Annotated in this window: 23 protein-coding genes; 8 read left to right on the top strand and 15 right to left on the bottom strand. The window is 60.3% G+C overall.

Features of this window, described 5'->3' with window-relative positions:
- Nucleotides 1–244: 244 nt before the first annotated feature.
- The 5 genes from EGM97_RS11025 to EGM97_RS11045 all read right to left on the bottom strand — a co-directional run bounded on the left by EGM97_RS11025 (nucleotide 245) and on the right by EGM97_RS11045 (nucleotide 4,934).
- On the bottom strand, nucleotides 245–1,012 hold the full coding sequence (locus EGM97_RS11025) for a hypothetical protein (RefSeq protein ID WP_238962479.1): 768 nt from the start codon (nucleotides 1,010–1,012) through the stop codon (nucleotides 245–247).
- A gap of 484 nt (nucleotides 1,013–1,496) precedes the next feature.
- Complete coding sequence (tcyN, locus tag EGM97_RS11030; protein WP_238962480.1) at nucleotides 1,497–2,258, bottom strand: L-cystine ABC transporter ATP-binding protein TcyN; 762 nt, start codon at nucleotides 2,256–2,258, stop codon at nucleotides 1,497–1,499.
- Between the two features lie 3 nt (nucleotides 2,259–2,261).
- Nucleotides 2,262–2,927: a cystine ABC transporter permease gene (gene tcyL / locus EGM97_RS11035; RefSeq protein WP_053148026.1), complete on the bottom strand. Its 666-nt coding sequence runs from the start codon at nucleotides 2,925–2,927 to the stop codon at nucleotides 2,262–2,264.
- Nucleotides 2,927–3,721, bottom strand: coding sequence for a cystine ABC transporter substrate-binding protein (gene tcyJ / locus EGM97_RS11040; RefSeq protein ID WP_238962481.1), 795 nt, complete (start codon nucleotides 3,719–3,721; stop codon nucleotides 2,927–2,929). Before tcyJ ends, tcyL begins: the two co-directional genes overlap by 1 nt.
- Before the next feature lie 220 nt (nucleotides 3,722–3,941).
- Nucleotides 3,942–4,934: a D-cysteine desulfhydrase gene (locus tag EGM97_RS11045; protein ID WP_238962482.1), complete on the bottom strand. Its 993-nt coding sequence runs from the start codon at nucleotides 4,932–4,934 to the stop codon at nucleotides 3,942–3,944.
- 397 nt (nucleotides 4,935–5,331) lie between these two features.
- Between EGM97_RS11045 and betT the strand changes: the two genes are divergently transcribed.
- Complete coding sequence (gene betT / locus EGM97_RS11050; protein ID WP_238962530.1) at nucleotides 5,332–7,293, top strand: choline transporter BetT; 1,962 nt, start codon at nucleotides 5,332–5,334, stop codon at nucleotides 7,291–7,293.
- Nucleotides 7,294–7,303: 10 nt separating this feature from the next.
- Here betT and EGM97_RS11055 read toward each other — a convergent pair whose 3' ends face one another.
- Nucleotides 7,304–8,044: an SDR family oxidoreductase gene (locus EGM97_RS11055; RefSeq protein WP_053148019.1), complete on the bottom strand. Its 741-nt coding sequence runs from the start codon at nucleotides 8,042–8,044 to the stop codon at nucleotides 7,304–7,306.
- Nucleotides 8,045–8,162: 118 nt separating this feature from the next.
- On the opposite strand from EGM97_RS11055, the gene EGM97_RS11060 reads away from it, so the two are divergent.
- Together EGM97_RS11060 and mgrA are read left to right on the top strand one after the other, a co-directional pair.
- Nucleotides 8,163–9,053 carry a LysR family transcriptional regulator gene (locus EGM97_RS11060; protein WP_238962483.1) on the top strand — a complete coding sequence of 297 codons (891 nt, stop codon included), beginning with the start codon at nucleotides 8,163–8,165 and terminating at the stop codon, nucleotides 9,051–9,053.
- A 107-nt stretch (nucleotides 9,054–9,160) separates the two neighbouring features.
- Nucleotides 9,161–10,198, top strand: a complete 1,038-nt coding sequence (mgrA, locus tag EGM97_RS11065) for an L-glyceraldehyde 3-phosphate reductase (RefSeq protein ID WP_238962484.1) — start codon at nucleotides 9,161–9,163, stop codon at nucleotides 10,196–10,198.
- Nucleotides 10,199–10,273: 75 nt separating this feature from the next.
- Here the strand turns inward: mgrA and tauD are convergent, their stop codons facing one another.
- The 7 genes from tauD to EGM97_RS11100 form a co-directional block, all read right to left on the bottom strand.
- A complete protein-coding gene (tauD, locus tag EGM97_RS11070) occupies nucleotides 10,274–11,116 on the bottom strand; it encodes a taurine dioxygenase (RefSeq protein ID WP_238962485.1) in 843 nt (280 codons plus the stop codon).
- Between the two features lie 46 nt (nucleotides 11,117–11,162).
- Nucleotides 11,163–12,002, bottom strand: coding sequence for a taurine ABC transporter permease TauC (gene tauC / locus EGM97_RS11075; protein WP_238962486.1), 840 nt, complete (start codon nucleotides 12,000–12,002; stop codon nucleotides 11,163–11,165).
- Nucleotides 11,999–12,793, bottom strand: a complete 795-nt coding sequence (gene tauB, locus EGM97_RS11080) for a taurine ABC transporter ATP-binding subunit (protein WP_238962487.1) — start codon at nucleotides 12,791–12,793, stop codon at nucleotides 11,999–12,001. Before tauB ends, tauC begins: the two co-directional genes overlap by 4 nt.
- Before the next feature lie 21 nt (nucleotides 12,794–12,814).
- Nucleotides 12,815–13,792, bottom strand: a complete 978-nt coding sequence (tauA, locus tag EGM97_RS11085) for a taurine ABC transporter substrate-binding protein (RefSeq protein WP_238962488.1) — start codon at nucleotides 13,790–13,792, stop codon at nucleotides 12,815–12,817.
- Nucleotides 13,793–13,986: 194 nt separating this feature from the next.
- Nucleotides 13,987–15,570, bottom strand: a complete 1,584-nt coding sequence (gene gshA, locus EGM97_RS11090) for a glutamate--cysteine ligase (RefSeq protein ID WP_238962489.1) — start codon at nucleotides 15,568–15,570, stop codon at nucleotides 13,987–13,989.
- A 283-nt stretch (nucleotides 15,571–15,853) separates the two neighbouring features.
- Complete coding sequence (locus EGM97_RS11095; RefSeq protein WP_238962490.1) at nucleotides 15,854–16,237, bottom strand: PaaI family thioesterase; 384 nt, start codon at nucleotides 16,235–16,237, stop codon at nucleotides 15,854–15,856.
- On the bottom strand, nucleotides 16,237–18,558 hold the full coding sequence (locus tag EGM97_RS11100; protein WP_238962491.1) for a Tex family protein: 2,322 nt from the start codon (nucleotides 18,556–18,558) through the stop codon (nucleotides 16,237–16,239). The genes EGM97_RS11095 and EGM97_RS11100 overlap by 1 nt, the downstream gene beginning before the upstream one ends.
- A 351-nt stretch (nucleotides 18,559–18,909) precedes the next feature.
- Between EGM97_RS11100 and ompR the strand changes: the two genes are divergently transcribed.
- Together ompR and EGM97_RS11110 are read left to right on the top strand one after the other, a co-directional pair.
- Complete coding sequence (gene ompR / locus EGM97_RS11105) at nucleotides 18,910–19,650, top strand: osmolarity response regulator transcription factor OmpR (RefSeq protein WP_003196691.1); 741 nt, start codon at nucleotides 18,910–18,912, stop codon at nucleotides 19,648–19,650.
- Nucleotides 19,651–19,757: 107 nt separating this feature from the next.
- Complete coding sequence (locus EGM97_RS11110) at nucleotides 19,758–21,071, top strand: ATP-binding protein (RefSeq protein ID WP_238962492.1); 1,314 nt, start codon at nucleotides 19,758–19,760, stop codon at nucleotides 21,069–21,071.
- A gap of 111 nt (nucleotides 21,072–21,182) precedes the next feature.
- Here EGM97_RS11110 and rimK read toward each other — a convergent pair whose 3' ends face one another.
- The gene (gene rimK, locus EGM97_RS11115) at nucleotides 21,183–22,088 is read right to left on the bottom strand and encodes a 30S ribosomal protein S6--L-glutamate ligase (RefSeq protein WP_238962493.1); all 906 of its coding nucleotides are present in this window, start codon (nucleotides 22,086–22,088) and stop codon (nucleotides 21,183–21,185) included.
- Complete coding sequence (gene rimB / locus EGM97_RS11120) at nucleotides 22,085–22,567, bottom strand: retropepsin-like aspartic endopeptidase RimB (protein WP_072397730.1); 483 nt, start codon at nucleotides 22,565–22,567, stop codon at nucleotides 22,085–22,087. Before rimB ends, rimK begins: the two co-directional genes overlap by 4 nt.
- 219 nt (nucleotides 22,568–22,786) lie before the next feature.
- On the opposite strand from rimB, the gene EGM97_RS11125 reads away from it, so the two are divergent.
- The 3 genes from EGM97_RS11125 (at nucleotide 22,787) to EGM97_RS11135 (ending at nucleotide 26,067) form a co-directional block, all read left to right on the top strand.
- Nucleotides 22,787–23,191 carry an RNA-binding S4 domain-containing protein gene (locus EGM97_RS11125; RefSeq protein WP_238962494.1) on the top strand — a complete coding sequence of 135 codons (405 nt, stop codon included), beginning with the start codon at nucleotides 22,787–22,789 and terminating at the stop codon, nucleotides 23,189–23,191.
- A gap of 253 nt (nucleotides 23,192–23,444) precedes the next feature.
- On the top strand, nucleotides 23,445–24,347 hold the full coding sequence (gene hslO, locus EGM97_RS11130) for an Hsp33 family molecular chaperone HslO (RefSeq protein ID WP_238962495.1): 903 nt from the start codon (nucleotides 23,445–23,447) through the stop codon (nucleotides 24,345–24,347).
- Between the two features lie 178 nt (nucleotides 24,348–24,525).
- Nucleotides 24,526–26,067: a phosphoenolpyruvate carboxykinase gene (locus EGM97_RS11135; protein ID WP_238962496.1), complete on the top strand. Its 1,542-nt coding sequence runs from the start codon at nucleotides 24,526–24,528 to the stop codon at nucleotides 26,065–26,067.
- The last annotated feature ends 53 nt before the right edge of the window (nucleotides 26,068–26,120 follow it).

The following is a 26,120-nucleotide window of genomic DNA, read 5'->3' on the forward strand; positions in this document are numbered from 1 at the left end:
CAGCCGCTCCGTGGCTGCTGGCAGAGCTTTGGCGTACTGCGCCGGGGTGATTGTGTTCCGTTCCATACCCACCTCACATCTCAAGAAAACGCCGCGATAAAATGCGGCTCAGGAATGTCCGGTGGTCCGGTGCATATACCCTAAGCGTGTATAAATTATTTTTGAAATAACTTTTAGGGATATGAATAGAGAGCTTTTTGCGAACGGACGTGGCGAGGTGTTTATCCCCTCACCACCGGGGCGATCAGGATTGGGTTCGTGGTTCGGCTGCCAACAGGGGGCCTTTCGGCGATTTTTTCAGGTAAGAGGCAGCGCACCCGATTTTCAATGTGCGGGGAGGTGCCCAATGGGAGTTGTTGCCCACACGGTCGAGGATGCAGTACGTCACTTCCAGGCGCAGGTCTTCCCCCGCTTCTAGGATGACTTGCGCGGGGACCCAGACGTTGACCGGCTGGCCTACCTCGCATGGTTTGATCCGGGGCAGGTCCATGCGTACGTCACCCCAGCGTACGGTAATCGCATCGTCGGCCGCCATGTTCAGGTAGGGCTCGATGGTCAGTGGGACGCCGCGTTTGATCTGGCTCGGGTTCACGCCGTGGCGTCGGATGGCGACTGGAATGCGTACGGGGGCCAACCCCTGGTTTTCATCACCGCTGAGGACTGACGGTTGGCCGCCGGGGCAGTCGAGCTTGACCTGCACCCGTTGCGTTGCCGACAGCGCCGGTCCGCGACCGACCTGCATCACGCGATAGTGGATGCGCGAGGTACCGTTGATGATGAAGCTCTCCGGAATACGCAGCGTGATGCTGGCCTGTACATCAGCTTCGGTCAGCAGGCGGGAGCCAACGTAGCAGTTGTCCCAGAACAATTCGATCAGGTCGCCGGCGTCCATGCCGGGGTAAGGGGCGATGGTCACTTCCAGGCGGGCGGCACTGGTGAGGTTGATGCCGGTCCGGTGGGCGTTGACCAGGGTGGGCGCGGCCAGTTCGGGAATATTCGACGTACATGTCATGGTGTTCTCCTTGATACCTGAAAAACGAAGTCCGTTTCGGAAAAATCAAAGGCGTTTCTGATCGCGACATAATTTTCTAATTACGGCCATAACCGGTCCCTTCGGTTTCACTGCCGCGAAGAATTAAATAACGTCCAGCGCCTGTAGGGCTCTAGATAAAGGCCCGGTAGTTGTGATGTCAATAGAGGTGTTTATCTAATAATTAATTATGCGAGGCTTCAGAAATTTCCTACGTTGTGGCGGCGACAATACACTGCGCTGTGTTGCCTTTTCCTCGGGACGGCCTTATCCGGTCATAGGGGGAGGCCATGTTGAAAGGGGCGTGAGGCACAGAGATGTTCGGCGAGAGGCAGGTATATACCGCGCATGAAAATAGCGGATGTGCTCAGGCGAAGTTTGAGTTTACTGCGTTAAGAGAGAAGGGTCAGTTGTTGTTTGTTGTGATCGAACTTCCATCCCTGGAAGTAACGAAAGTGTCGATGAATTATTGGGGCGTGCGTCCGTCCGCAAGAAACTTGCTGAGGAACTGGCGAGTGCGTTCTTCCTTGGGAGCGGCAAACAAGGCCTTGGCTTCGTCTTGCTCCACGATCACGCCCTTGTCGAAAAACACCACGCGGTTCGCCACGTCCCGGGCAAAGCCCATTTCGTGGGTCACAATGACCATGGTGCGTTTTTCCTCGGCCAGGCCACGAATGGTCGCCAGCACTTCCCCTACCAATTCCGGGTCGAGAGCCGAGGTCGGTTCATCGAACAGAATGACCTGCGGCTCCATCGCCAATGCCCTGGCAATCGCCACGCGTTGCTGCTGGCCGCCGGAAAGGCGCCGTGGGTAGGCACTTTCCTTGCCGGCCAGGCCAACCTTGGCCAAGAGCTTGCGGCCCAGGGTTTCAGCCTCGGCGCGTGGTGTTTTTTTCACCACGATCGGACCCTCGGTGACGTTTTCCAGTGCGGTGCGATGGGGGAACAGGTTGAAGTTCTGAAACACGAAACCCACCTGCTGGCGCAGGCGCCGCACCAACCCCTGTTGCTGATTCAATGGACGGCTGCCATCGATCTCAATATCGCCGACCTTGATCCGACCGCTGCTGGGTTCTTCCAGGAAGTTCAGGCAGCGCAGGAAGGTCGTCTTGCCCGAACCGCTGGGGCCGATGATTGCAACGACCTCGCCTTCTTCGATCTTCAGGTCGATGCCGTTGAGCACCACCTGACCCTTGAACTGCTTTGTCAGTTTTTCCACGACAATCATGGGTCAGGACTCCTGGTCGTGCCGATTGACCCGTGCTTCCAGGACGTTCTGCAAGTGCGACAGCACACTCGCCAGGACCCAGTAAATCAGCGCGGCGGCAAGATACATGGTGAAGATTTCGAAAGTGCGGGCGGTAATCAGCTGCGCCTGGCGGAACAGTTCAGGCACCTGGATGGTTGCCGCCAGCGCGGTGTCCTTGACCAGGGAAATGAAACTGTTGCCCAGGGGTGGCAAGGCCGTGCGCGCCGCCTGTGGCAGGATGGCACGACGCAGGGTCTGCGCTCGTGTCATGCCGATGCTGGCTGCCGCCTCCCACTGGCCCCGCTCGATGGAGCTGATGGCGGCTCGCAGGATTTCGCATGCATAGGCGGCCATGTTCAGCGAAAAGCCGATCAGTGCCGCCGGCAACGGATCCAGCTCGACGCCCAGTTGCGGAAGCCCGTAATAAATCACGAACAATTGCACCAGCAGCGGCGTGCCGCGAAAGAACGACACGTAGACCCGGGCAACCCAGCTCACCAGCCTGAAGCGGGACAGGCGCATCAACGCCAGGCCGAACCCTAGCAGCAAGCCGAAGAACATGCCGCCGAGGCTGAGGATGACGGTGTAATACGCGCCCTTGAGCAAAAAGGGCGCGGAGTCCAGCGCGAGTTGAAAAGCCTCTTCCATTATTGAGTGACGTCAGCGCTGAAGTATTTTTCCGAAAGCTTTTTCAGCGTGCCGTCGGCGCGCAGCTTGTCGATGGCCTTGTTCACCGCGTCCAGCAGTTCAGGTTCGCCTTTACGCAGGGCAATCCCGGCCTCCTGGCGAGAGAACGCTTCACCGGCGGCGGCAGTGTCCTTGGCCTTCTTGGCGTATTCCAGGGCGGCGAGGCGGTCGATCAGAATGGCGTCGATGCGGCCGACACGCAGGTCCTGGAACTTGGTCGGGTCGTCTTCGTAGGTGCGCACGTCAGCGCCCGGCACGTTGGCCTTGACCCACTGTTCGTAGTTGGTGCCCAGACCCACACCGACTTTCTTGCCCGACAGGTCGGCCGCAGTCTTGATGGTGTCTTTGTTCTTGGTCAGGGTCAGTGCCTGGATCCCGGAAACGGTATACGGCTGGGAGAAGTCGTATTTTTTCTTGCGTTCTTCGGAGATGGTCACTTGGTTGATCACTGCGTCCAGACGCTTGGATTCCAGTGCTGCCAGGATGCCATCCCATTTGGTCGGTTGCAGCTTCACCTTCACGCCCAGCTCTTTGGCGAGGGCTTCGGAAAATTCAACTTCGAAACCGGCCAGCTTGCCGTCGGCGTCAACGAAGCTGAACGGCGGGTAAGTGCCTTCAAGGCCGACGTTGATCACGCCCTTGTCCTTGATCGTTTGCAGTTGCTCCCCGGCAACCGCTTGCCCCAACAGGCCGGCGCTCAATGCCAGGCCCAACGAACCTACCAACAGGTTGCGACGTAATGCGGAAAAGTTCATGACAAGCCCCTGTGTTTTCTTATGAAGACGTTATGTTGGATGAGGAAGGCATAGCCGCGATCCAAAAAGACTGCCACATCCTGCCTTAAAGCAGCCCGGGCGTCTCGCGGCAAATATGCCTTCGGCCAAACTATAAGATGGGTTTTATAGATTGGAAAATAATATTAGATAGAACTTATATTCCGATATGGAATTATGAATTCTTGTGTTTCTTCAGGCGTCAGAACGCGGCGTCATAGGCAAACAACGCCGGAGCCCCGCCGGTATGCAAGAAAATGATCGGGCCCTCGTCGAAGCGGTGACGGCCGATGCCATCGAGCAGTCCGGCCATGGCCTTGCCGGTGTAGACCGGATCCAGCAGCAGTCCTTCCTGGCTGGCCAGCAGCTTGACCGCCGCCAGTGTACCGGCGTTGGGCTCGCCATAGCGTGGAGCAAAATATTCGTCCCACAGGTTTACCTTGAAGGCTGGCGAAAGCGCGACATCGAGCAATTGGGCGACGCGCTCTGCGAGCCCTTGGACCTTGGGAAACTGGTCTTCTTCGCTGCGTGAAACCGTTACGCCAATCACCGGGAGTTGTGGCAGTGATTCACTCAAGGCCAGGGCCAGTCCGCTGTGGGTGCCGGCACTGCCCGAGGCCAGCACCACGGCGGCGAATTCCAGGCCGGTGTCCTTGATCTGCTCGGCCAACTCCAGGCCGGCGCGCACATACCCCAGCGCGCCCAAGGCGTTTGATCCGCCAATGGGCACGAGGTAGGGTTTTTTGCCGTTGCTGCGCAGCCGCGTAGCCAGGGCCTGCAGTTGCTCGTCGGCGTTGTCCAGGTTGTCCACGAGTTCGACCTTGGCATCGAACAATTCCAGCAATAGTCGATTGCCGTTGCCCAGGTAGTTGCGGTCGTCGGTGCCGATAGGGTTTTCCAGCAAGGCCACACAACCCAGGCCCAGCCTGGCCGCCAGCGCGGCGGTTTGGCGTACATGGTTGGACTGGATCGCGCCGGCGGTAATGAGGGTGTCGGCACCCTGGGCCAGTGCATCGGCAGCGAGGTATTCGAGTTTGCGCAGCTTGTTGCCACCCAGCGCCAGGGGGGTCAGGTCGTCGCGCTTGATGTAGATGTCCCGACCCAGCCAGGTAGAGAGACGTTCGAGTTTTTCCAGCGGGGTCGGATGGCCGAGCAGGTCCAGGCGGTTAAAGCGCGCCAGCTGTTGTTTGATCATGGGTCCGTACTGATTGCAGGAGATGTCCGGACTATAGGCAGGGTGGGTATGGGTGGGCAACTGGCAATCGTTTGGCCGGGAGTAAAACGGCTGATGACTTCGGATGATCGGGCAACGCTTGACCTGTGGGGGCGGGGGATGGCCTGCCGCTACTGAACGAATGCACACCAGGCGGCGTCATACCTTGCCGTGGACTTGCCGTCGAGCCCTGCGATTAGTCCTTAGCTACCTAAGTATGTTTAACTTGAACGTTCATTCAAGTTAAACCGCCGGTTTGCTGCCCGCTCACAACAGGAGGCTTGCCTTTGCCGAGTCCGTTTTCGACTGTCGCGAATTCCCTGGCCGGGGTGCTTCGCTCATGAATACCTCGTCTCTTCCATCCAGCGGTCTGGTCCGCATGAATCCGCCGGTTTTTTATTTCGCGGCGACATTTATCCTGCTGTTCGGTCTGGTGGTGATCGCCGTGCCCGAACAGGCCGGCGCCTGGTTGCTGGCGGCGCAGAACTGGGCGGCCAACACGGTCGGTTGGTATTACCTGCTGGCGATGACCCTGTACCTGATCTTCGTGGTGGTCACCGCCTTGTCCGGCTACGGCAAGATCAAGCTCGGTGCCGACCACGACGAACCCGAATTCAGTTATTTGTCCTGGGCCGGCATGCTGTTCGCCGCCGGGATCAGCATCACGCTGTTTTTCTTTTGTGTTTCCGAGCCGTTGACTCATCTGGCGCAGCCGCCTCAAGGGGAGGCCGGTACGGCGCAGGCGGCGCGCCAGGCCATGCAGATTCTCTTTCTGCACTGGGGGCTGCACGGTTGGGGTGTGTTTGCGTTTGTCGGCATGGCCCTGGCGTATTTCGCTTATCGGCACAATCTTCCGCTGGCGTTACGTTCGGCGTTGTACCCGTTGATCGGCAAACGCATCAATGGGCCCATCGGTTATGCGGTGGACGGCTTTGGCATCATCGCCACCGTGTTCGGGCTGGGGGCAGACATGGGGTTTGGCGTCTTGCACCTCAACTCCGGGCTCGATTACCTGTTTGGCATCGCTCATACCCAATGGATCCAGGTTGGCCTGATCGTGCTGATGATGGGTGCGGCGATCATCGTGGCGGTAGCCGGCGTCGACAAGGGCGTGCGGGTCATGTCCGACATCAACATGCTGCTGGCCTGTGCCTTGCTGCTGTTCGTGCTGTTCGCCGGGCCCACCCAGCACCTGCTCAATACCTTGATCCAGAATGTGGGCGATTACCTCGGCGCGCTGCCGATGAAGAGCTTCGATTTATACGCCTACAACGAACCCAGCGACTGGCTGGGTGGCTGGACGGTGTTCTACTGGGCATGGTGGATCGCGTGGTCACCGTTCGTGGGGTTGTTCATCGCGCGGATATCCCGGGGGCGCACCATTCGCGAATTCGTGTTTGGCGTGCTGCTGATTCCCTTGGGCTTCACCCTGGCGTGGATGTCGATTTTCGGCAACAGCGCTATTGACCAGGTACTTAACCAAGGCATGAGTGCCCTGGGCATGTCAGCCTTGGACAACCCTTCGATGAGCCTGTACCTGCTGTTGGAAACCTACCCGTGGAGCAAGACGGTCATCGCGGTCACGGTGTTCATCAGCTTTGTATTTTTCGTCACTTCCGCCGACTCCGGCACCGTAGTGCTTTCGACACTCTCGGCCAAGGGCGGCAGCCCCGATGAAGACGGACCGAAATGGCTGCGGGTGTTCTGGGGCGCCATGACTGCCCTGGTGACCAGTGCACTGTTGTTTTCCGGCAGCATCGATGCCTTGAAGTCGGCGGTGGTGCTGACATCGTTACCGTTCTCGCTGATTCTGCTGCTGATGATGTGGGGACTGCACAAGGCGTTCTTCCTCGAGTCGCAGAAAAAAATCGCGCAAATGCATTCCCTGGCACCTGTATCGGGCTCACGCCGGGGCAAGGGTGGTTGGCGACAGCGCTTGAGTCAGGCCGTGCACTTCCCGTCCCGGGACGAGGTGTACCGTTTCCTCGACAGCACGGTTCGCCCGGCCATCGAGGAAGTCAAAGCGGTATTTGCCGAAAAAGGGCTGGCAGTGATGACCCACCCGGATCCGGCCAGCGACAGCGTCAGCCTGGAGATCGGCCATGGCGAGCAGCATCCGTTCATCTACCAAGTGCAGATGCGCGGCTACTTCACGCCCTCCTTCGCCCGGGGCGGCATGGGCTCCAAGGAACTCAACAACCGCCGCTACTACCGCGCCGAAGTGCACCTGAGCGAGGGCAGCCAGGACTACGATCTGGTGGGCTACTCCAAGGAGCAGGTGATCAACGACATCCTCGATCAATACGAACGACACATGCAGTTTCTGCATCTGGTTCGTTGATCGATGAACCTCAGACCAGGCCGCCGTTAGCCCGCAAGATCTGCCCGTTGACCCAGCCGGCGGCCGGGCTCGCCAGGAAAGAAACGATACTGGCGATATCTTCCGGCTGGCCGAGGCGTTCCAGGGGCGGCATCTTGGCGTACTGCTGGACTTGCTCTTCGCTTTTGCCATGCATGAACAACTCGGTGGCGACCGGACCGGGGGCGACGGCATTGACGGTGATCTGCCGGCCACGCAGTTCCTTGGCAAATACCTGGGTCAGGGATTCGACAGCGGCCTTGCTGGCGATGTACACGGAGTAACCGGGCAGGTTGAGGCCAACGGTGCTGCTGGAGAAATTCACGATCCGGCCGCCATCGTTCAGGCGGGTCGCGGCTTCGCGCAGGGTGTTGAAGGTGCCTCGAGTGTTGATGGCGAATGTCTGGTCGAACAACTCATCGCTGTGCTGCGCCAGCGGCATGACCTGCAGGATACCGGCGTTGTTGACCAGCAGGTCGACCTTGCCCAGGTGCGTTTCGGTTTCATCGAACATCCGCCGGACATCAGCGGCAGAGGACACATCGGCCTTGATCGCGATGGCCTGCTGACCGGCCTGGCGCAGCTGCACCACCAGCTTCGAGGCTTCGGTAGCGCTGTTGGCGTAGTTGATGGCGACGGCGAAGCCTTCGCTCGCCAGTCGCTTGGCGATTTCAGCACCGATGCCGCGGGAGGCGCCGGTCACAATGGCAACTTTGGACTTTTGATCGGTCATGGCGGTATTCCTGGTTGAACTGAGGTGAGCGAAGGGTCACATGTTTACTCGGTGCGATAAATGCACGAGAGTTGCCGTGACTGTTCAATAATCACCAACAATCATGGCGAAGGGGCGAATGGATCAAGTCAAGGCGATGAAAGTGTTCGTGCGCATTTATGAGCGCAGCAGCTTTACCCAAGCCGCCGAGGACCTGAACCTGCCCCGCGCGACGCTGACCCACACCCTCAATCAATTCGAAGCCTGGCTGGGCGTGCGCCTGATGGAGCGCAGCACTCGCAAAGTTCGACCGACCCTCGACGGCGAAGCCTATTACCCACGCTGTGTGCAATTACTGGCGGAGTTGGAAGAGGCAGAACTGGCCTTTCGCAGCGTGGCGCCCAAGGGCAGGTTGCGGGTGGACCTGCATGGAACCCTGGCGCGGAGTTTCGTGATTCCGGCATTGCCACAGTTCATGGCCCGCTATCCGGACATCGAGCTATCCATCAGTGAGGCCGATCGTTTCGTAGACCTGATCGCCGAGGGGGTCGATTGCGTGTTGCGGGCCGGCACGTTGAGCGATTCGTCATTGATCGGTCGCCGCGTTGCCAGCCTGCAACAGATCACTTGTGCCAGCCCCGCGTACCTGCGCCAGTACGGCGAGCCGAAAAGCCTCGACGACCTGAACCGGCACCGGGCGGTGAATTATCTGTCGCGCACCACCGGCAAGCTGTATCCGTTCCAGTTCATGGTGGAAGGCGAACTCAGGGAAGTGGCCATCGACGGAGCACTCTCGGTATTCGGTGCCGAAATCTATGCGGCCTCGGCCATCGCCGGCCTGGGCCTGATCCAATGCCCGCGCTATCGGATGCAAACCCAGCTTGAGCAGGGCCTGGTGCAGGAAGTACTCGCCGCCACCCCACCCCCACCCATGCCGATATCGGTGCTGTATCCCCATAACCGCCATATGTCGCCAAGGGTGCGGGTATTTGTGGACTGGCTGGCGGAGGTGTTTGCCGCTGCTCGTTAGTGTGGCCTTCGATGTTCCTGTGTGGGAGCCGGGCTTATTTCCCCAGGGTGCTGTGATGAAGTGCTACCGTTAGCCCTTTCGCATCCACCCGAACGGAGGGTCTTTCGATGACTTACACCGCCGCCGAAAACCGCTACGAGTCCATGCCCTATCGCCGCGTCGGTCGCAGCGGCCTGGTGCTGCCAGCACTGTCGCTGGGGTTGTGGCACAACTTCGGCGACAGCACGCCGATCGATACGCAGCGCGCCTTACTGCGCACGGCATTCGACCTGGGGATCAACCACTTTGACTTGGCGAACAACTATGGTCCGCCCTACGGCAGCGCCGAGATCAATTTCGGTCGGTTGCTGCGCGAAGATTTCAGGCAGTACCGCGATGAGCTGATCATCTCCAGCAAGGCCGGTTGGGACATGTGGCCGGGGCCTTATGGGCAGGGCGGCGGTTCGCGCAAGTATGTGCTCGCCAGTCTCGACCAGAGCTTGCAGCGCCTGGGGCTGGACTACGTGGATATCTTCTATTCCCACCGCTTCGATCCCGACACGCCGCTGGAAGAAACCGCCAGTGCATTGGCGACGGCCGTGCAGCAGGGCAAGGCGTTGTATGTCGGCATTTCTTCGTATTCAGGCGTGAAGACGCGGGAAATGGCCGCGCTGCTGAAGGAGTGGAAAGTCCCGCTGCTGATTCACCAGCCGGCTTACAACCTGCTCAATCGCTGGGTGGAAAAAGACCTGCTGGACGCCACCGAAGAGCTGGGCACCGGCGTGATCGCTTTTACTCCCTTGGCCCAAGGCTTGCTCACTGACAAATATCTCAAGGGCATTCCGGATGATGCGCGGGTCAACCGTCCGGGAGGTGGCTCGTTGCAGGCTTCGCACCTGTCGCAAAGCAACATCACCCATGTGCGCGCCCTCAATGAGATCGCCCAACAGCGCGGGCAGAGCCTGGCCCAAATGGCTTTGGCCTGGACGCTTCGCGATCCTCGGATCACCTCGGCACTGATCGGTGCGAGCCGTCCGGAGCAGATCATCGAGAACGTCGGTGCGCTGAAAAACCTGAGTTTCAGTGCAGAGGAACTGGCGCAGATCGACCGGTTCGCCCAGGAGGGTGGGATCAATCTTTGGGAGAAGCCTTCGTTGGCGGAGTGACGCACCAGTACGGCGAATACTTCCCCTGTGGCGAGGGGATAAATCCCCTCGCCACAGGGGTGATTCCATAGCTGTTCAGCGGAAAAACGGCGCATCCCCCAATATCGTCGCCCGGTGCATGACCCGCCGCGCCGGGCGATAGTCATCCACCGCGAAGTGTTGGGTGACGCGGTTATCCCAGAACGCCACGTCATTGGCCTGCCATCGCCAACGGATTGTGAATTCAGGGCGGGTGGCATGGGCGAACAACAGCTTCAGGATGACCTCGCTTTCGCTTTCCGATAGCTCGTTGATGCGGGTGGTGAAGCCCTCATTGACGAACAGTGAACGACGCCCGCTGACCGGGTGCGTGCGAATGACCGGATGGGACAAAGGTGGGTTTTTGCGGCGCGCTTCTTCCCAGCGCAGCCGATCTTCGGCGGTCGTGCCAAACCGTTCCAGCGGAAACGAACGGATAAAGTCGTGGGTTGCCGTCAGGCCTTCCAGCATACGTTTCAACGGCGATGACAAGGCTTCATAGGCTGCGATCCCGCTGGCCCACAAGGTGTCGCCGCCGAACGCCGGTAGCAGTTTGGCGCTGAGCACCGCGCCCAGGGCGGGGGTGGGCAGGAAGGTCACGTCGGTGTGCCAGATGGCATTGTCGCGAACATCGGTGACGGCGGTGTCGAGCACCAGGACTTCGGGCTGCTCTGGCACGTTGGGGTAGATCGGATGAATATGCAGGTCACCGAAGCAGGCGGCGAAACGTGCCTGTTGCGGCGGATCGATCGGCTGGTTCCGAAAGAACAGTACCTGATGTTCAAGCAATGCCTGCTCGATGGTGTCGCGATCCTGTGGGCTCAAGGGCTGGCTGATATCGATCCCGCTGATCTGCGCGCCGAGGGCGCTGCTCAGCGGGGTAATGGTTGCACGGTTCATCGCAATGTCTCGTTTGGCGCCGAATCGTCGGCGTGGTCATTGGGTATCAATGGGCCTGGCCGTGCCATGGCACCAATCTGCGTTGCAGGGCGCGCAAGCCCATCTCCATGGCGAAGGCGATCAATGCGATCACCAGGATTCCCAACACCACCACATCGGTGACCAGGAACTGCGCAGCTGACTGCACCATGAAGCCCAGGCCGCTGGTGGCGGCGATCAGTTCGGCGGCCACCAGCGTCGACCAGCCTACGCCCAGTCCGATGCGAATCCCGGTCAGAATGTCCGGCAGGGCGCTGGGTACGATCACATGGCGAATCAACTGGATACGCGTGGCCCCCAGCGATTGCGCTGCCCGCAGTTTGGCCGGGTCGACGGTGCGCACGCCGGTCGCGGTAGCGATGGCAATCGGGGCGAAGATCGCCAGATAAATCAGCAGCACCTTCGACGGCTCACCAATGCCGCACCAGATCACGATCAATGGCAGATAGGCCAAGGGCGGGATCGGCCGGTAAAACTCGATCAAGGGATCGAGCACTCCCCTGGCGATGCGGTTGGCGCCGATGGCGATGCCCACCGGTACCGCCGTCAAAATGGCGAACAACAGGCCCAGGCCGATTCGCTGAAGGCTCGCGCCCAAGTGTTGCCAGAGTGTGGCGTCCATATAGCCGCTGGTCGCCAGCAGCCAGCCTTTTTGCAGCACCGCGGAGGGCGAAGGCAGGAACAGTGGTTCGATCAACCCGCTGGCGGTGACGGCCCACCAGGCCGACAGCAAGGCGATCAACGTCAGGCCGCTGATCCAACGGATACTCAGCTTGAACCCTGAACCGATGGCTGGGTGCCTGGTCGTCGGTTCACTGACCAGGGCAGGCACTTCATAGCTGCTCATGCGCGCTCCTGTTGCCGAATGGCGCTGCGTTGGGAAAATACTTTGGCGAGTACATGCTCGCGGGTTTCGATAAAGCGTGGATCGGACTTGATCGACCGCGCCGACTCCCCGTCCCCATAACGACGACTGAAGTCCAGGCTCAAGCGCTCGACGATGTGCCCCGGATCGGGTGCCAGCAGAATCAGGTCGGTGGCGAGGAAGACCGCCTCCTCGATGTCATGGGTGATGAGGAACACCGGTTTGGCAGTGCGTTGCCAGACTTGCAGCAACAGTTCCTGCATTTGCTCACGGGTGAAAGCGTCCAGGGCGCCGAAAGGCTCGTCCATCAACAGCAGTCGTGGCTCGGCCGCCAACGCTCGAGCGAGGCCGACACGTTGTTTCTGGCCGCCGGAAAGCTGCCAGATGCGGCGTTGTTCGAAACCGGCCAGATCCACCAGGGCGAGCATTTCGCGAGCGCGGGCTTCACGTTGTGCCTTGGCGACGCCGGCCAGCTCCAGGCCGAACCCAACGTTAGCCAGCACGTCTTGCCAAGGCAGCAGCGCGTCGTCCTGGAACACCACGCCACGCTCGGCACCCGGCCCCGATACGGGGACGCCGTCCAGGGTGATCTGTCCGGAGCTGGGCTTGACGAATCCGGCGATCAGGTTCAACAGCGAGGTCTTGCCACTGCCGGACGGGCCAAGGGCAACCAGCAATTGCCGGGGCCCCAGGGTGAGTGAAATATCCGCCAGCACAGGTGCCGCTGCACCGGGGTACTGTGCGCTGATGCGCTCCAGCTGTAGCAAGGCCATCGCAATGTCTCCCGAATGTGATCAGCGAGTGATGTATTTGGCGCTGACGTACGGCGCGTAGTCCGGCAGTACGGCTTCGACTTTGCCTTGCTCCTTGAGGAACGCCGCGGTGTTGGTGATGGCCTGGGTGGTCGGTGCACCCAGGCTCACCACCTGGTCGGCTGCCAGGGGATAGACGTTGCCTTGCAGCAACAGCGGGATGTCAGTGGCCTTGGCACCGGAGAGTTTCACCAGTTTGTCGATGTTGGACGCATCGGCCAGCCAGGCTTGTGGATCCTTGCGGTACTGGGCGTAGGCATCCAGGGTCACTTTGGCGAAGGCGGTCACGATTTCCGGATGCTTCTGAGCGAAGTCCTTGCGCACGATCCAGGCGTCAAAGGTTGGCGCGCCGAACTGGGCCAGTTCGGCGGAGGTGATCAGCACCTTGCCGTTTTCCTTGGCCACGCCAAGGGCCGGGTCCCAAACGTAGGTCGCATCGATATCGCCGCGCTTCCAGGCCGCGATGATGGCCGGTGGCGCGAGGTTCAGTACGGTGACTTTCGACGGGTCGATGTTCCAGTGCTTCAACGCGGCCAGCAGGCTGTAGTGGCCAGTGGATACGAACGGCACGGCGATCTTCTTGCCGATCAGGTCCTGCGGAGCCTTGATCCCGGCGCCGTCACGGACCACCAGAGCTTCAGCGGCGCCGATCTGCGTGGCGATGAGGAAGGTTTCCACCGGGACCTTGCGTGTGATTGCAGCGGTCAGCGGGCTTGAACCGAGGTAGCCGATCTGCACGTCGCCCGAGGCGATAGCAGTGATGACATCGGCGCCATTGTCGAATTTGCGCCAGTCAATCCTGGCTTGGGTGGCTTTTTCATAGGCGCCATCGGCCTGGGCGACTTTAGCCGGATCGACGGTGGTCTGGTAGGCGACGGTCAGGTCGGCTGCTTGGGCAAAGAGACTCGTGGCGGCCAGGGAGGCGGCCGCGAGAAGGCGACGGGGGAAACGCAAGGTCATAGAGATGCTCCTCAACAGGCCGCCGGATATTCGGCGTTGGAGGAGACTAAATGATCTAAGAATCCGAAAATAAATAACTTTTTAGAATGAGCTTATTTGCGAAAAAAATCTATTCGAGCATCAGCTTTGTGGCGAGGGGATATATCCCCTCGCCACAAAGCGCATTCCCACGTGGGAGCGGTGGGAATATTTGGTCAGTTACTGATCGCCAGAATGCTCGCCTGGTAAGAACCCACGAACACATCGAAATCCCCGACCTCGTTCTGCTCCAGCTCGCTCTGCTGGTCCAGTGATTGGCGTGCGGCCTCTTCGAATGCCGCCTGCTCCGAGGCAGCCAGGGGCTCGGCGCGGAAGAATTCGGCGTGGGCTTTGCTCTGGCGCAGGGAAAACTGGGCGAAACTTTCCCGATGTTCGGCCATGGCCGCCAGGACCTGCGCGGACGGGGTCAGTGACGGGTCCATCACCTTCGCCAGTTGCGCCTCCAGTGCCTGGCGGTGGGCATCGCCACCCTGACTCTGGTCCAGCAACGCCGCCAGCGGCGCGATCTTTTCCAGCAGTTCGATGGCCCAGGACTGCATGTCCACCGATTGGCCCTGACGCTGCAGTTGCAGGCCTGGCTTGCGGCCTTCCTTGACCACCGTCAGGAAGTTGCTGGTGGCGTTGCCGCATTCGTTGTTTTCCAGTTGCGGGCTGTCGTTGAGGCCGCAATACAACAGAAATGCATCGAGGAAACGCGATTCAGTGACGTCGATACCCATTGGCAGGAACGGGTTGATGTCCAGGCAGCGCACTTCGACATACTGGATGCCCCGGGCCATCAAGGCCTGGATCGGGCGCTCGCCGGTATAAGTCACGCGTTTGGGGCGGATGTTGGAGTAGTACTCGTTTTCGATCTGCAGGATGTTGGTGTTGAGCTGGATCCATTCGCCGTCGCGATGAGTGCCGATTTCAACATAGGGCGCATAGGGCGTTGCCACCGCTTTGCGCAGACTGTCGGTATAACTTGCCAAGTCGTTGTAGCACGGTGTCAGGCCGGCCTGAGCGTTGCTCTGGTAACCCAGGTCGCTCATGCGCAGGCTGGTGGCGTAGGGCAGGTACAGCGTGTCCGGGTCCAGTTGCTCCAACTGGTGGGGGCGACCGCGCAGGAAGCCAGCGTCCAGGGCAGGGGAGGCGCCGAACAGATACATCAGCAGCCAGCTGTAGCGACGGAAATTGCGGATCAGTGCGATGTAGGCCGACGACTGGAAGTCACGGTCGCTCATTTCGGCGGCTTCCGCTTGCCGAAGCAGCGGCCAGAGTTTTTCGGGCAGGGAGAAGTTGTAGTGGATCCCTGCGATGCATTGCATGGTCTTGCCGTAGCGCAGCGCCAGGCCCTGACGGTAGACGTACTTGAGCCGACCGATGTTCGAGGTGCCGTAATACGCGATCGGAATCTCTTCTTCCGCCGGCAGCGGGCACGGCATCGATGGACTCCACAGGTATTCGTCACCGAGCTTGCTGTAGACGAACCGATGGATGCTGTCGAGGCTGGCCAGGGTGTCGGCAGGGTCCGACAGGGCGGGTGTGATGAACTCCAGCAGCGACTCGGAATAGTCGGTGGTGATCTGTTCGTTGGTCAGCGCCGAGCCCAGGGCCTCGGGATGCGGGGTCAACGCCAGTCGCCCGGTGTCCGTGACACGCAGGCATTCGCGTTCGATACCGTGCAGGCACTGCTCGAGCAGGGAGAGGTTGGCGCGCTCGCCGAGCAGGGCCAGGCGGCGGTTTAAGAGGTCGCTCAAGTTGAATTCCTTCACGCGTCAGTCGCCCCAATATGGGGGTGGGCAAGGCGCTCTACAAGGGTGAAGTTAAAACTGGCGTTTTCGCCTGGTTTTGTGCGGCCCGGGAATCAGTCGCCGCTGGCCTTTCTGTGGGAGCGAGCCTGCTCGCGATAGCGGTGGTTCAGCAACAGTGATGTCAACTGGCACGCCGCCATCGCGAGCAGGCTCGCTCCCACAGAGAGTCATGGCGAGTTTCGACACCGCATACGCAGCGCCGAAATTACCCCAAATCGACGACAGGGAGCTATAGGGCAGCGAACGTGCCTTGCGCTTTTGCGACCAGCTTGTCGCCTTGCATCACCTCGGCCTCGACCACCAGCGTGCGCCGGCCTGGATGAATCACCCGGGCCGTGCACAACACTTCGCCGTCGGACACGGCGCGAATGTAGTTGATCTTGCATTCGATGGTCGCGCTCTGCTGGTCAAAGCCATGGACGCTGGAGCAGGCCAGGCCCATGGCGATGTCCACCAGGCTGAACAGCGCGCCGCCATGCAGCTTGCCGCCCCGATTGCGCAGCGGCGCCTCAAGGCCCAGGGCGACTTGTGCCACCCCTTCCTCAAGGCTGTGCAGACGGCAGCCGAGCAGCTTGAAAAACGCGCTCTCCACCAACCCGGCCGGCACGTCCATCAGCGTTTCTTCAACTGCTTGGCGTTGGCGAACAGCGAGGCCATGGCATTGTTCGTCGGGGCCGCCGTGGCGGTTTCCTTGCGTGGTGCGGTGTTCTGCGGACGTGGCGTCGAGCCCGGACGGGCACCACGGGCGCCGTCGACTTTTTCGCCTGGCGTGTCGCTCATGCGCATCGACAGGCCGACGCGTTTGCGCGGGATATCGACTTCCATGACCTTCACTTTCACCACATCGCCGGCCTTCACGGCTTCGCGTGGATCCTTGATGAACTTCTCCGACAGCGCCGAGATATGCACCAGGCCATCCTGATGCACGCCGATGTCGACGAACGCACCGAAATTGGTGACGTTGGTCACCACTCCCTCGAGGATCATGCCGGGCTGCAGGTCCTTGAGATCCTCGACGCCTTCCTGGAACTCGGCGGTTTTGAACTCGGGACGCGGGTCGCGGCCCGGTTTTTCCAGTTCCTGGAGAATGTCGGTCACGGTGGGCAGGCCGAAGGTTTCATCGGTGAATTTCTTCGGATCCAGGCGCTTGAGAAACGCCGCATCGCCGATCAGCGAGCGGATGTCGCGGTCGGTCTGGGCAGCGATGCGTTGCACCAGCGGGTAGGCCTCGGGGTGGACGGCAGAGGAGTCCAGCGGGTTATCGCCGTTCATGACGCGCAGGAACCCGGCGGCCTGTTCGAAGGTTTTTTCACCCAGGCGCGGGACCTTCTTCAACGCAGCGCGGGTTTTGAAGGCGCCATGCTCATCGCGGTGGGTCACGATGTTCTGCGCCAGTGTGGTGTTCAGGCCGGAAATCCGTGCCAGCAGCGCCACCGATGCCGTGTTCACGTCCACGCCCACGGCGTTTACGCAATCCTCCACTACGGCGTCCAGGCCACGGGCCAGTTTCAACTGGGACACGTCGTGCTGGTATTGACCCACACCGATGGATTTCGGATCGATCTTCACCAGTTCCGCCAACGGATCCTGCAAGCGACGGGCAATGGATACCGCGCCACGGATCGACACGTCCAGGTCCGGGAATTCCTTGGCGGCCAGCTCCGAGGCCGAGTAAACGGAAGCGCCGGCCTCGGAAACCATGACCTTGGTCAGTTTCATGGCCGGGTATTTCTTGATCAGCTCGGCGGCCAGTTTGTCGGTTTCCCGGCTGGCAGTGCCGTTGCCGATGGCGATCAGGTCCACCGAATGCTTGGCGCACAAGGCGGCGAGCACCGCGAGGGTCTGGTCCCACTTGTTATGCGGCACGTGGGGGTAGACCGTGGTGTGGTCCAGCAACTTGCCGGTGGAGTCCACCACCGCCACCTTGCAACCGGTACGCAGGCCCGGGTCCAGGCCCAGGGTGGCACGCGGGCCGGCCGGGGCGGCCAGCAGCAGATCGTGCAGGTTGTGGGCGAAGACGTTGATCGCTTCGGTCTCGGCATTGTCCCGCAGTTCGCCCAAAAGATCGGTTTCCAGGTGTGTGTAGAGCTTGACCTTCCAGGTCCAGCGCACCACCTCGGCCAACCATTTGTCGGCGGGACGGTTCTGGTTCTGAATGCCGAACTGTTGGCCGATCATGCCTTCGCAAGGGTGCATGGTGCCCGGCAATTCATCACCGACCTTCAGCGCAGAACTGAGGATACCTTCGTTGCGGCCACGGAAAATGGCCAGGGCCCGGTGGGACGGCACGCTCTTGAGGGGTTCGTCGTGTTCGAAATAGTCACGGAACTTCGCGCCTTCCTCTTCTTTGCCGGCAATCACGCGGGCGCTGAGGATGGCTTCCTGTTTAAGGAAATTGCGCAGCTTCTCCAACAGATTGGCGTCTTCGGCGAAACGCTCCATCAGGATGTACTTGGCCCCTTCCAGGGCGGCCTTCACGTCGGCCACGCCTTTTTCGGCGTCCACGAAGCGAGCGGCTTCGATTTCCGGTGTCAGGGTCGGGTCGTTGAACAGCCCGTCGGCCAATTCGCCGAGACCGGCTTCAAGCGCGATCTGGCCCTTGGTGCGGCGCTTTTGCTTGTAGGGCAGATACAGATCTTCGAGACGGGTCTTGGTGTCCGCCAGCTTGATGTCGTGTTCCAGTGCCGGGGTCAGCTTGCCCTGTTCCTGGATGCTGGCCAGGATGCTGATGCGCCGTTCGTCGAGTTCGCGCAGGTAGCGCAGGCGCTCCTCCAGATGACGCAATTGGGTGTCATCGAGGCTGCCGGTCACTTCTTTCCGGTAACGGGCGATGAAAGGCACCGTGGAGCCTTCATCGAGTAGCGCGACGGCCGCTTCGACCTGTTGTGGGCGTACACCGAGCTCCTCGGCGATGCGGCTGTTGATGCTGTCCATAAAACCACCTGACAAAATGTGAAATCAGGCTCGCCACCACTTGAACGGGGCTTGGCGAGACTGGTTGAGCGGCCTGGCATGCGCCGCTGCCTGGGTCAAAAGGCTGTCAGTTGACCCGCGAAATTCAAAAAGTGCTGCCTGGCCTGGGAAAAGCACGCCGCAAATACGATTCGACATTTCCTGGCACAAAAGGCCGCGCATTATAACCGGCGTTCCATCTTTCGGGGGCGCCGTGGTCTGTAGGCTCGATACCCGTATCAGTGGAGATAGAGGAAAAATCTGCTAACAATGCACACGGTGCGTATAACGTCAGCTAGGCCATAATGCGCGCCGAGATCAAAGGAGCTTCCTATGAGCAGCACTGCACAAACTGCTGAAGGCGAAAAAATTCTGATCGTTGACGACGATCCTGGGCTGAGCAGCCTGCTGGAGCGTTTTTTCGTCAGCAAGGGCTACCGCGCCCGCACCGTACCGAACACCGAACAGATGGATCGGTTGCTGGCCCGCGAGGTTTTCAACCTTGTGGTCCTCGACCTGATGCTGCCCGGTGAAGACGGCCTGACCGCCTGCCGCCGCCTGCGTGGCGCCAACAACCAGATCCCGATCATCATGCTCACCGCCAAGGGTGACGAGCTGAGCCGTATCAAGGGGCTGGAGCTGGGGGCCGACGATTACCTGGCCAAGCCGTTCAACCCGGACGAACTGATGGCACGGGTCAAGGCGGTCCTGCGTCGCCAGTCGGCCCCGGTTCCTGGCGCGCCGGGCAGCGAAGATGAAAGCGTGACCTTCGGTGACTATGAACTGTCCCTGGCCACCCGCGAGCTCAAGCGCGGCGATGAAGTCCACATGCTCACCACCGGCGAGTTCGCCGTGCTCAAGGCCCTGGTGATGAATGCCCGTCAGCCGTTGACCCGTGACAAGCTGATGAACCTGGCCCGTGGCCGTGAGTGGGATGCGCTGGAGCGCTCCATCGACGTTCAGATATCCCGCCTGCGCCGGATGATCGAGCCCGATCCTTCCAAGCCGCGTTATATCCAGACCGTCTGGGGTGTGGGGTATGTCTTCGTGCCGGATGGTGCTGCCAGTAAGTAATGGCGATTTGTAGGAGCGGGTTGGCTGGTTGAAGGGTTCTTCCAGGCGACTCGCAGTCCGTCAGTGTGCGAGCATCGCTCGCTCCTGCAAGTGTGTAGCGGTTATCCATGAAAACCCCTGTTTGGTTCCCCCAGAGTTTCTTCTCCCGCACCCTCTGGCTGGTGCTGATCGTCGTGCTCTTTTCCAAGGCGCTGACGCTGGTCTACCTGCTGATGAACGAAGACGTGCTGGTGGATCGCCAATACAGCCACGGTGTCGCCCTGACCCTGCGGGCCTATTGGGCTGCCGATGAAAACAACCGGGCGAAGATCGCCGAGGCGGCGACGCTGATCCGGGTAGTCGGTGCCGGTGTGCCGGAAGGGGAGCAACACTGGCCCTACAGCGAGATCTACCAACGACAGATGCAGGCCGAGCTGGGTGCCGACACCGAGGTCCGATTGCGCATGCATTCGCCTCCCGCGCTGTGGGTGCGTGCGCCGAGCCTGGGGGATGGTTGGCTGAAGGTTCCGCTGTACCCGCATCCTCTGCGGGGCCAGAAAATCTGGAACGTACTCGGCTGGTTCCTCGCCATTGGGCTTTTGTCGACAGCATCGGCGTGGATCTTCGTCAGCCAGCTCAACCAACCATTGAAGCGCCTGGTCTACGCAGCTCGCCAACTGGGCCAGGGGCGCAGCGTGCGGCTGCCCATCAGTGACACCCCGAGTGAAATGACCGAGGTCTACCGTGCCTTCAACCAGATGGCCGAAGACGTCGAGCAGGCCGGACGCGAACGTGAATTGATGCTCGCCGGCGTTTCCCATGATCTGCGCACGCCACTGACCCGGCTTCGCCTGTCGTTGGAGCTGATGGGCGAACACACCGACCTCACCAATGAAATGATCCGTGACATCGAGGACATGGACGCGATCCTCGATCAGTTCCTGGCGTTCATTCGCGATGGGCGTGACGAGTCGGTGGAGGAAGTGGACCTCAGCGAGCTGGTCCGGGAGGTGGTCGCGCCCTATAACCAGAACGACGAAAAAGTGCACCTGCGGCTGGAGCCGATCCAGCCGTTCCCGCTCCGTCGGGTGTCCATGAAGCGATTACTGAACAACCTGATCGGTAATGCCTTGAACCACGCAGGCTCGGGCGTCGAGGTGGCGGCCTATGTGTCCGGTGACACCAGCGCGCCTTATGTGGTGCTGAGCGTCATGGACCGGGGGGGCGGCATCGATCCGTCCGAGCTGGAAGCCATTTTCAACCCCTTCACTCGCGGTGACCGTGCCCGTGGTGGGAAGGGTACGGGGCTGGGCCTGGCAATCGTCAAGCGCATCGCCTCGATGCACGGTGGCAATGTAGAGTTGCGCAACCGCGTGGGTGGTGGGCTTGAAGCGCGGGTGCGGTTACCGTTGGGGTTGATGCTACCGCGGGATGCGGTTTAGAGGCAGCTACAAGCTACAAGCTACAAGCTACAAGCTACAAGCTACAAGCTACAAGTGTGGAAAATGACTTGCTTGCAGCTTGCAGCTTGCAGCTTGCAGCTTGCAGCTGCATTAGCCTTTCCCTTTGGTCCGGGTCATGTTCGGCCCGCCGTTCTTTTCCAGGTGCTCGATGATGATCCCGGCCACGTTTTTGCCGGTGGTGGTCTCGATGCCTTCCAGGCCGGGTGAGGAGTTGACCTCCATGACCAGGGGGCCATGATTGGAGCGCAGGATGTCCACGCCGGCGACGGACAAGCCCATGACTTTCGCCGCGCGCAAGGCGGTCATGCGTTCTTCCGGGGTGATCTTGATCAGGCTGGCGCTGCCGCCACGGTGCAGGTTGGAGCGAAACTCCCCGGGGCGGGCCTGACGCTTCATCGAAGCGATGACTTTGTCTCCCACCACAAAGCAACGAATGTCCGCGCCGCCGGCTTCCTTGATGTATTCCTGGACCATGATGTTCTGTTTCAGGCCCATGAACGCCTCGATCACTGACTCTGCCGCTGTCGCGGTTTCGCACAATACCACTCCGATACCCTGGGTACCTTCCAGCACTTTGATGACCAGCGGCGCGCCGTTGACCATCGCGATCAGGTCGGGAATATCGTCGGGGGAGTGGGCAAAGCCGGTTACCGGCAAGCCGATACCACGTCGCGACAGCAATTGCAGGGAGCGCAGCTTGTCTCGGGCGCGGGCGATCGCTACGGATTCGTTGAGGGGAAACACGCCCATCATTTCGAATTGCCGCAATACCGCGCAGCCATAGAATGTGACCGATGCGCCAATTCGCGGGATCACTGCGTCGAACCCTTCCAGGGGCTGGCCCCGGTAATGGATTTGCGGCTTGTGGCTGGCAATGTTCATGTAGGCGCGCAAGGTGTCGATCACCACCATTTCATGGCCACGTTCGATCCCGGCTTCGACCAGGCGGCGAGTGGAATACAGACGCGGGTTACGCGACAGCACAGCGATCTTCATGCAACACCTGTGGCAGAGGTAGTGGACACCGGGAATACCGGCTTGTCTTGAACGTATTTGATGCCTGGATTGACGACCAACTGGCCGTCGACCAAGGCCTTGGAGCCCAGCAACAGGCGATATCGCATGGATTTGCGGCAGGCAAGGGTGAATTCGACCCGCCAGATCCGATCACCCAGCGCCAGCGTGGTGCTGATCACGTAGCGCACCTGGGCGTGACCGTTGGAACTTTTTATCGTCTTGCGCGCTACCAGTGGGGCTTCGCAACGGCGATGACGCAGTTGCACCACCGTGCCCAGGTGCGCGGTGAAACGCACCCATTTTTCACCGTCACGCTCGAACGGCTCGATATCGGTGGCGTGCAGGCTGGAAGTGCTGGCACCGGTGTCGATTTTTGCCCGCAGGCCCGCCACTCCCAGGTCCGGAAGCGCCACCCACTCGCGAAGACCGACAACGGTCAAATGGTCAAATGTCTTCAATAAAAACAACCTGATCAGTACGTCGGATCGTGGGAGTCCGCGAGTCGCGGTATCGCACAGGATAATCACAAAATGGCGACAGATATCTACGCACCTGTTTGCGCTTGTAACTTTCGCCGGCAAAACCGGCGTGGCGCGCATTCTATCTGTCAGACCGGATTCGTGCGCTCGACAAAAACGGTAGTACAGTTCTGACTATTGGTAGAGAGAGGAATTGCAGTGATACAAAAACAGGAAGAGGACGACAAAGTCCGTCTCGATAAATGGTTGTGGGCGGCGCGATTCTACAAAACCCGTGCGCTTGCCAAGGCCGCTATCGAAAGTGGCAAAGTCCATCACCGAGGCGAGCGCTGCAAGCCGGGCAAGGAGCCGCGCATCGGTGACGAGTACGTCATACGCGCCGGCTTCGATGAGAAAACCGTGGTGGTCGAGGCATTGTCGATTGTCCGGCGCGGGGCGCCTGAGGCGCAGACGCTCTATCGCGAAACCGAAGCCAGTATCGCCAGGCGCGAAGCCGCTGCGGCCCAGCGCAAAGCCGGCGCACTGGGCGTCAGCACTGATGGCAAACCGAGCAAAAAACAGCGCCGGGATCTGTTCAAGTTTCGCGGCAGCACCAGCGAATAAAAGTGCTTTCGAAGTGGAATGCAGACTGTGGCGAGGGGATTTATCCCCGTTGGGCTGCGTAGCGGCCCCTACAAAACCGGACGCTACGCGCCCCAACGGGGATAAATCCCCTCGTCACAAAGCCTGTCCGGCTCAGTTGAACGCGTGATGTTTAAGTCCCATCCCGTCAGGCAACTCCTCACCTTGCTTGGAACCACCCTCGAATGCCCATAAAATGCCCGGCATTCTTTACCATCATCCAGATACGCACCTTATGACTGATTTTCCGGATAACGACTGCACCCAACGTTTCATTTTCGACGACAGCGATGTCCGGGGCGAGATGGTGGCGCTGGAGCGCAGCTACGCCGAAGTGCTTGCCAAGCACCCCTATCCGGAGCCGGTCGCGCAACTGCTCGGCGAACTGATGGCGGCAGCGGCGCTGTTGGTTGGCACCCTGAAGTTCGATGGCTTGTTGATTCTCCAGGCCCGTTCCGAAGGCCCGGTGCCGATGCTGATGATCGAGTGTTCCAGCGAGCGCGAGATCCGTGGCCTGGCCCGCTATCATGCCGAGCAGATCGCACCCGACGCGACCCTGGTCGACCTGATGCCCAACGGCGTCCTGGCGCTGACGGTCGACCCGACCCACGGCAAACGTTACCAGGGCATTGTCGACCTCGACGGTGCCTCCCTGGCCGAATGCTTCACCAACTACTTCGTCATGTCCCAGCAGACCAATACACGCTTCTGGCTGTACGCCGACGGGCGGCGCGCGCGGGGCCTGCTGCTGCAACAACTGCCCGCCGACCGCATTCGCGATCCGGAAGAACGTGACGCCAACTGGCAGCACCTTACTACGCTGGCCAGCACCCTGAACGCCGATGAGCTTCTGGGGCTGGACAACGAAACGGTCCTGCATCGCCTCTACCACGAGGAAGCCGTACGGCTGTTCGACAGTCTACCGTTGCGCTTCCGATGCAGTTGCTCTCGTGAACGATCCGGCAATGCGCTGGTCAGTCTGGGTCTGCAAGATGCGCAGCAACTGGTGGTCGAGCATGGCGGCGCCGTCGAGATCGATTGCCAGTTCTGCAATGAACGTTATCTGTTCGATGCGGCTGACGTTGCGCAATTGTTCGCCGGAGCGGGCGTTGAATCACCGTCAGATACTCGTCACTGAACCGGTTCAGCTCAGGTAAATCTCCTGGCAAACGCCGGTTTTACGCCGTACTGACGGGAGGGCCCTACTTTTTTTGGGCTTTTCTGGCATAATCCGGCGCACTTTTTTCGGGTAGTAGTGCGCGACTTCCTACTACAAAACGTTTGGAGCACTCGGCCACGGGCCGATGGGGAATCTCATGACGCAAGCCAATAACACCGTGTACACCGATCTGAGTGTCGATGATCTGGTCAAAGAAGCCTTGAATCGCGGTGAAGGCGAGCTTGCCGATACTGGCGCGCTGGTTGTCCGTACCGGTCATCGTACCGGCCGCTCGCCAGCCGACCGTTTCATCGTGGAAGAGCCGAGCACCCAGGACGCCATTGCCTGGGGCCCGATCAACCGCAAGTTCCCGGCCGACAAATTCGATGCCCTGTGGGCTCGCGTCGAAGCGTTCAACAACGCTCAAGAGCATTTTGTCTCCCACGTCCATGTAGGTGCGTCCGACGACCACTACCTGGCCGTGAAGATGACCACCCAAACTGCCTGGCAAAACCTGTTCGGTCGTTGCCTGTTCATCAATCCGGCCCAGTACAATCCCGCTGGTCGCCAGGAATGGCAGATCCTCAACGTCGCCAACTTCGAATGCGTTCCTGAGCGCGACGGTACCAACTCCGACGGTTGCGTGATCCTCAACTTCGCTCAGAAAAAAGTATTGATCGCAGGCATGCGCTACGCCGGCGAAATGAAAAAGGCCATGTTCTCGGTGCAGAACTTCCTGCTGCCGGCCGCTGACGTGCTGCCGATGCACTGCGCCGCCAACATTGGCGAAGAGGGCGACGTGACCCTGTTCTTCGGCTTGTCCGGCACCGGCAAGACCACCCTGTCCGCCGACGAAAGCCGTTACCTGATCGGTGACGACGAGCACGGTTGGGGCGAGGGCGTGGTGTTCAATATCGAAGGCGGTTGCTATGCCAAGTGCATCGACCTGTCGGAGAAGAACGAACCGGTTATCTGGAAAGCCATCAAGCACGGCGCCGTGCTGGAAAACGTCGTGCTGGATAGCGCCAAGAAAGCGGACTACGCCGACGGCAGCCTGACCCAGAACAGCCGCGCCGCCTACCCGCTGGAGCACGTCGAAAAGCGTTCGGCGAAAAACCTCGGTGGCGAGCCAAACGCGGTGATCTTCCTGACTTGCGACCTGACTGGCGTACTGCCGCCTGTCTCGATCCTCAGCGAAGAGCAAGCTGCCTACCACTTCCTGTCCGGCTACACCGCGTTGATAGGCTCGACCGAAATGGGGTCGGGCAGCGGCATCAAGTCGACCTTTTCCACCTGCTTCGGCGCACCGTTCTTCCCGCGTCCGGCTGGCGAATACGCTGAGTTGTTGATCAAGCGTATCCGTGGCTTCGGTTCCAAGGTCTATCTGGTCAATACTGGCTGGACCGGTGGCGGCTACGGCGTCGGCAAGCGCTTCAACATCCCGACCACCCGCGCAGTTATCGCTGCGATCCAGAGCGGCGCGTTGGTCGGTGCTGAAACCGAGCACCTGGACATCATCAACCTGGACGTGCCGCTGGCTGTCCCAGGCGTCGAAACCGGCCTGTTGAACCCACGCAACACTTGGGCCGACAAGGCTGCGTACGACGAAGCCGCCAAGGCGCTGGCCGGCCTGTTCATCGAAAACTTCAAGAAGTTTGAAGTGAGCGACGCGATCAAGGCTGCAGGGCCACAGTTGTAAGGCTTGGTTTGCGAATGAAAAAGCCGCCTCCCGGGGCGGCTTTTTCATGGGCG

Origin of the sequence: Pseudomonas sp. AF32 (assembly GCF_022342325.2) — a bacterium.
In the GTDB taxonomy this organism is placed as follows: domain Bacteria; phylum Pseudomonadota; class Gammaproteobacteria; order Pseudomonadales; family Pseudomonadaceae; genus Aquipseudomonas; species Aquipseudomonas uvaldensis.

Bases quoted from the DNA above. Each gene is read 5' to 3' on its own strand.
- EGM97_RS11025 (WP_238962479.1), bottom strand. From the start codon at position 1,012: ATGACATGTACGTCGAATATTCCCGAACTGGCCGCGCCCACCCTGGTC.
- tcyN (WP_238962480.1), bottom strand. From the start codon at position 2,258: ATGATTGTCGTGGAAAAACTGACAAAGCAGTTCAAGGGTCAGGTGGTG.
- tcyL (WP_053148026.1), bottom strand. From the start codon at position 2,927: ATGGAAGAGGCTTTTCAACTCGCGCTGGACTCCGCGCCCTTTTTGCTC.
- tcyJ (WP_238962481.1), bottom strand. From the start codon at position 3,721: ATGAACTTTTCCGCATTACGTCGCAACCTGTTGGTAGGTTCGTTGGGC.
- EGM97_RS11045 (WP_238962482.1), bottom strand. From the start codon at position 4,934: ATGATCAAACAACAGCTGGCGCGCTTTAACCGCCTGGACCTGCTCGGC.
- betT (WP_238962530.1), top strand. From the start codon at position 5,332: ATGAATCCGCCGGTTTTTTATTTCGCGGCGACATTTATCCTGCTGTTC.
- EGM97_RS11055 (WP_053148019.1), bottom strand. From the start codon at position 8,044: ATGACCGATCAAAAGTCCAAAGTTGCCATTGTGACCGGCGCCTCCCGC.
- EGM97_RS11060 (WP_238962483.1), top strand. From the start codon at position 8,163: ATGGATCAAGTCAAGGCGATGAAAGTGTTCGTGCGCATTTATGAGCGC.
- mgrA (WP_238962484.1), top strand. From the start codon at position 9,161: ATGACTTACACCGCCGCCGAAAACCGCTACGAGTCCATGCCCTATCGC.
- tauD (WP_238962485.1), bottom strand. From the start codon at position 11,116: ATGAACCGTGCAACCATTACCCCGCTGAGCAGCGCCCTCGGCGCGCAG.
- tauC (WP_238962486.1), bottom strand. From the start codon at position 12,002: ATGAGCAGCTATGAAGTGCCTGCCCTGGTCAGTGAACCGACGACCAGG.
- tauB (WP_238962487.1), bottom strand. From the start codon at position 12,793: ATGGCCTTGCTACAGCTGGAGCGCATCAGCGCACAGTACCCCGGTGCA.
- tauA (WP_238962488.1), bottom strand. From the start codon at position 13,792: ATGACCTTGCGTTTCCCCCGTCGCCTTCTCGCGGCCGCCTCCCTGGCC.
- EGM97_RS11095 (WP_238962490.1), bottom strand. From the start codon at position 16,237: ATGGACGTGCCGGCCGGGTTGGTGGAGAGCGCGTTTTTCAAGCTGCTC.
- EGM97_RS11100 (WP_238962491.1), bottom strand. From the start codon at position 18,558: ATGGACAGCATCAACAGCCGCATCGCCGAGGAGCTCGGTGTACGCCCA.
- ompR (WP_003196691.1), top strand. From the start codon at position 18,910: ATGAGCAGCACTGCACAAACTGCTGAAGGCGAAAAAATTCTGATCGTT.
- EGM97_RS11110 (WP_238962492.1), top strand. From the start codon at position 19,758: ATGAAAACCCCTGTTTGGTTCCCCCAGAGTTTCTTCTCCCGCACCCTC.
- rimK (WP_238962493.1), bottom strand. From the start codon at position 22,088: ATGAAGATCGCTGTGCTGTCGCGTAACCCGCGTCTGTATTCCACTCGC.
- hslO (WP_238962495.1), top strand. From the start codon at position 23,445: ATGACTGATTTTCCGGATAACGACTGCACCCAACGTTTCATTTTCGAC.
- EGM97_RS11135 (WP_238962496.1), top strand. From the start codon at position 24,526: ATGACGCAAGCCAATAACACCGTGTACACCGATCTGAGTGTCGATGAT.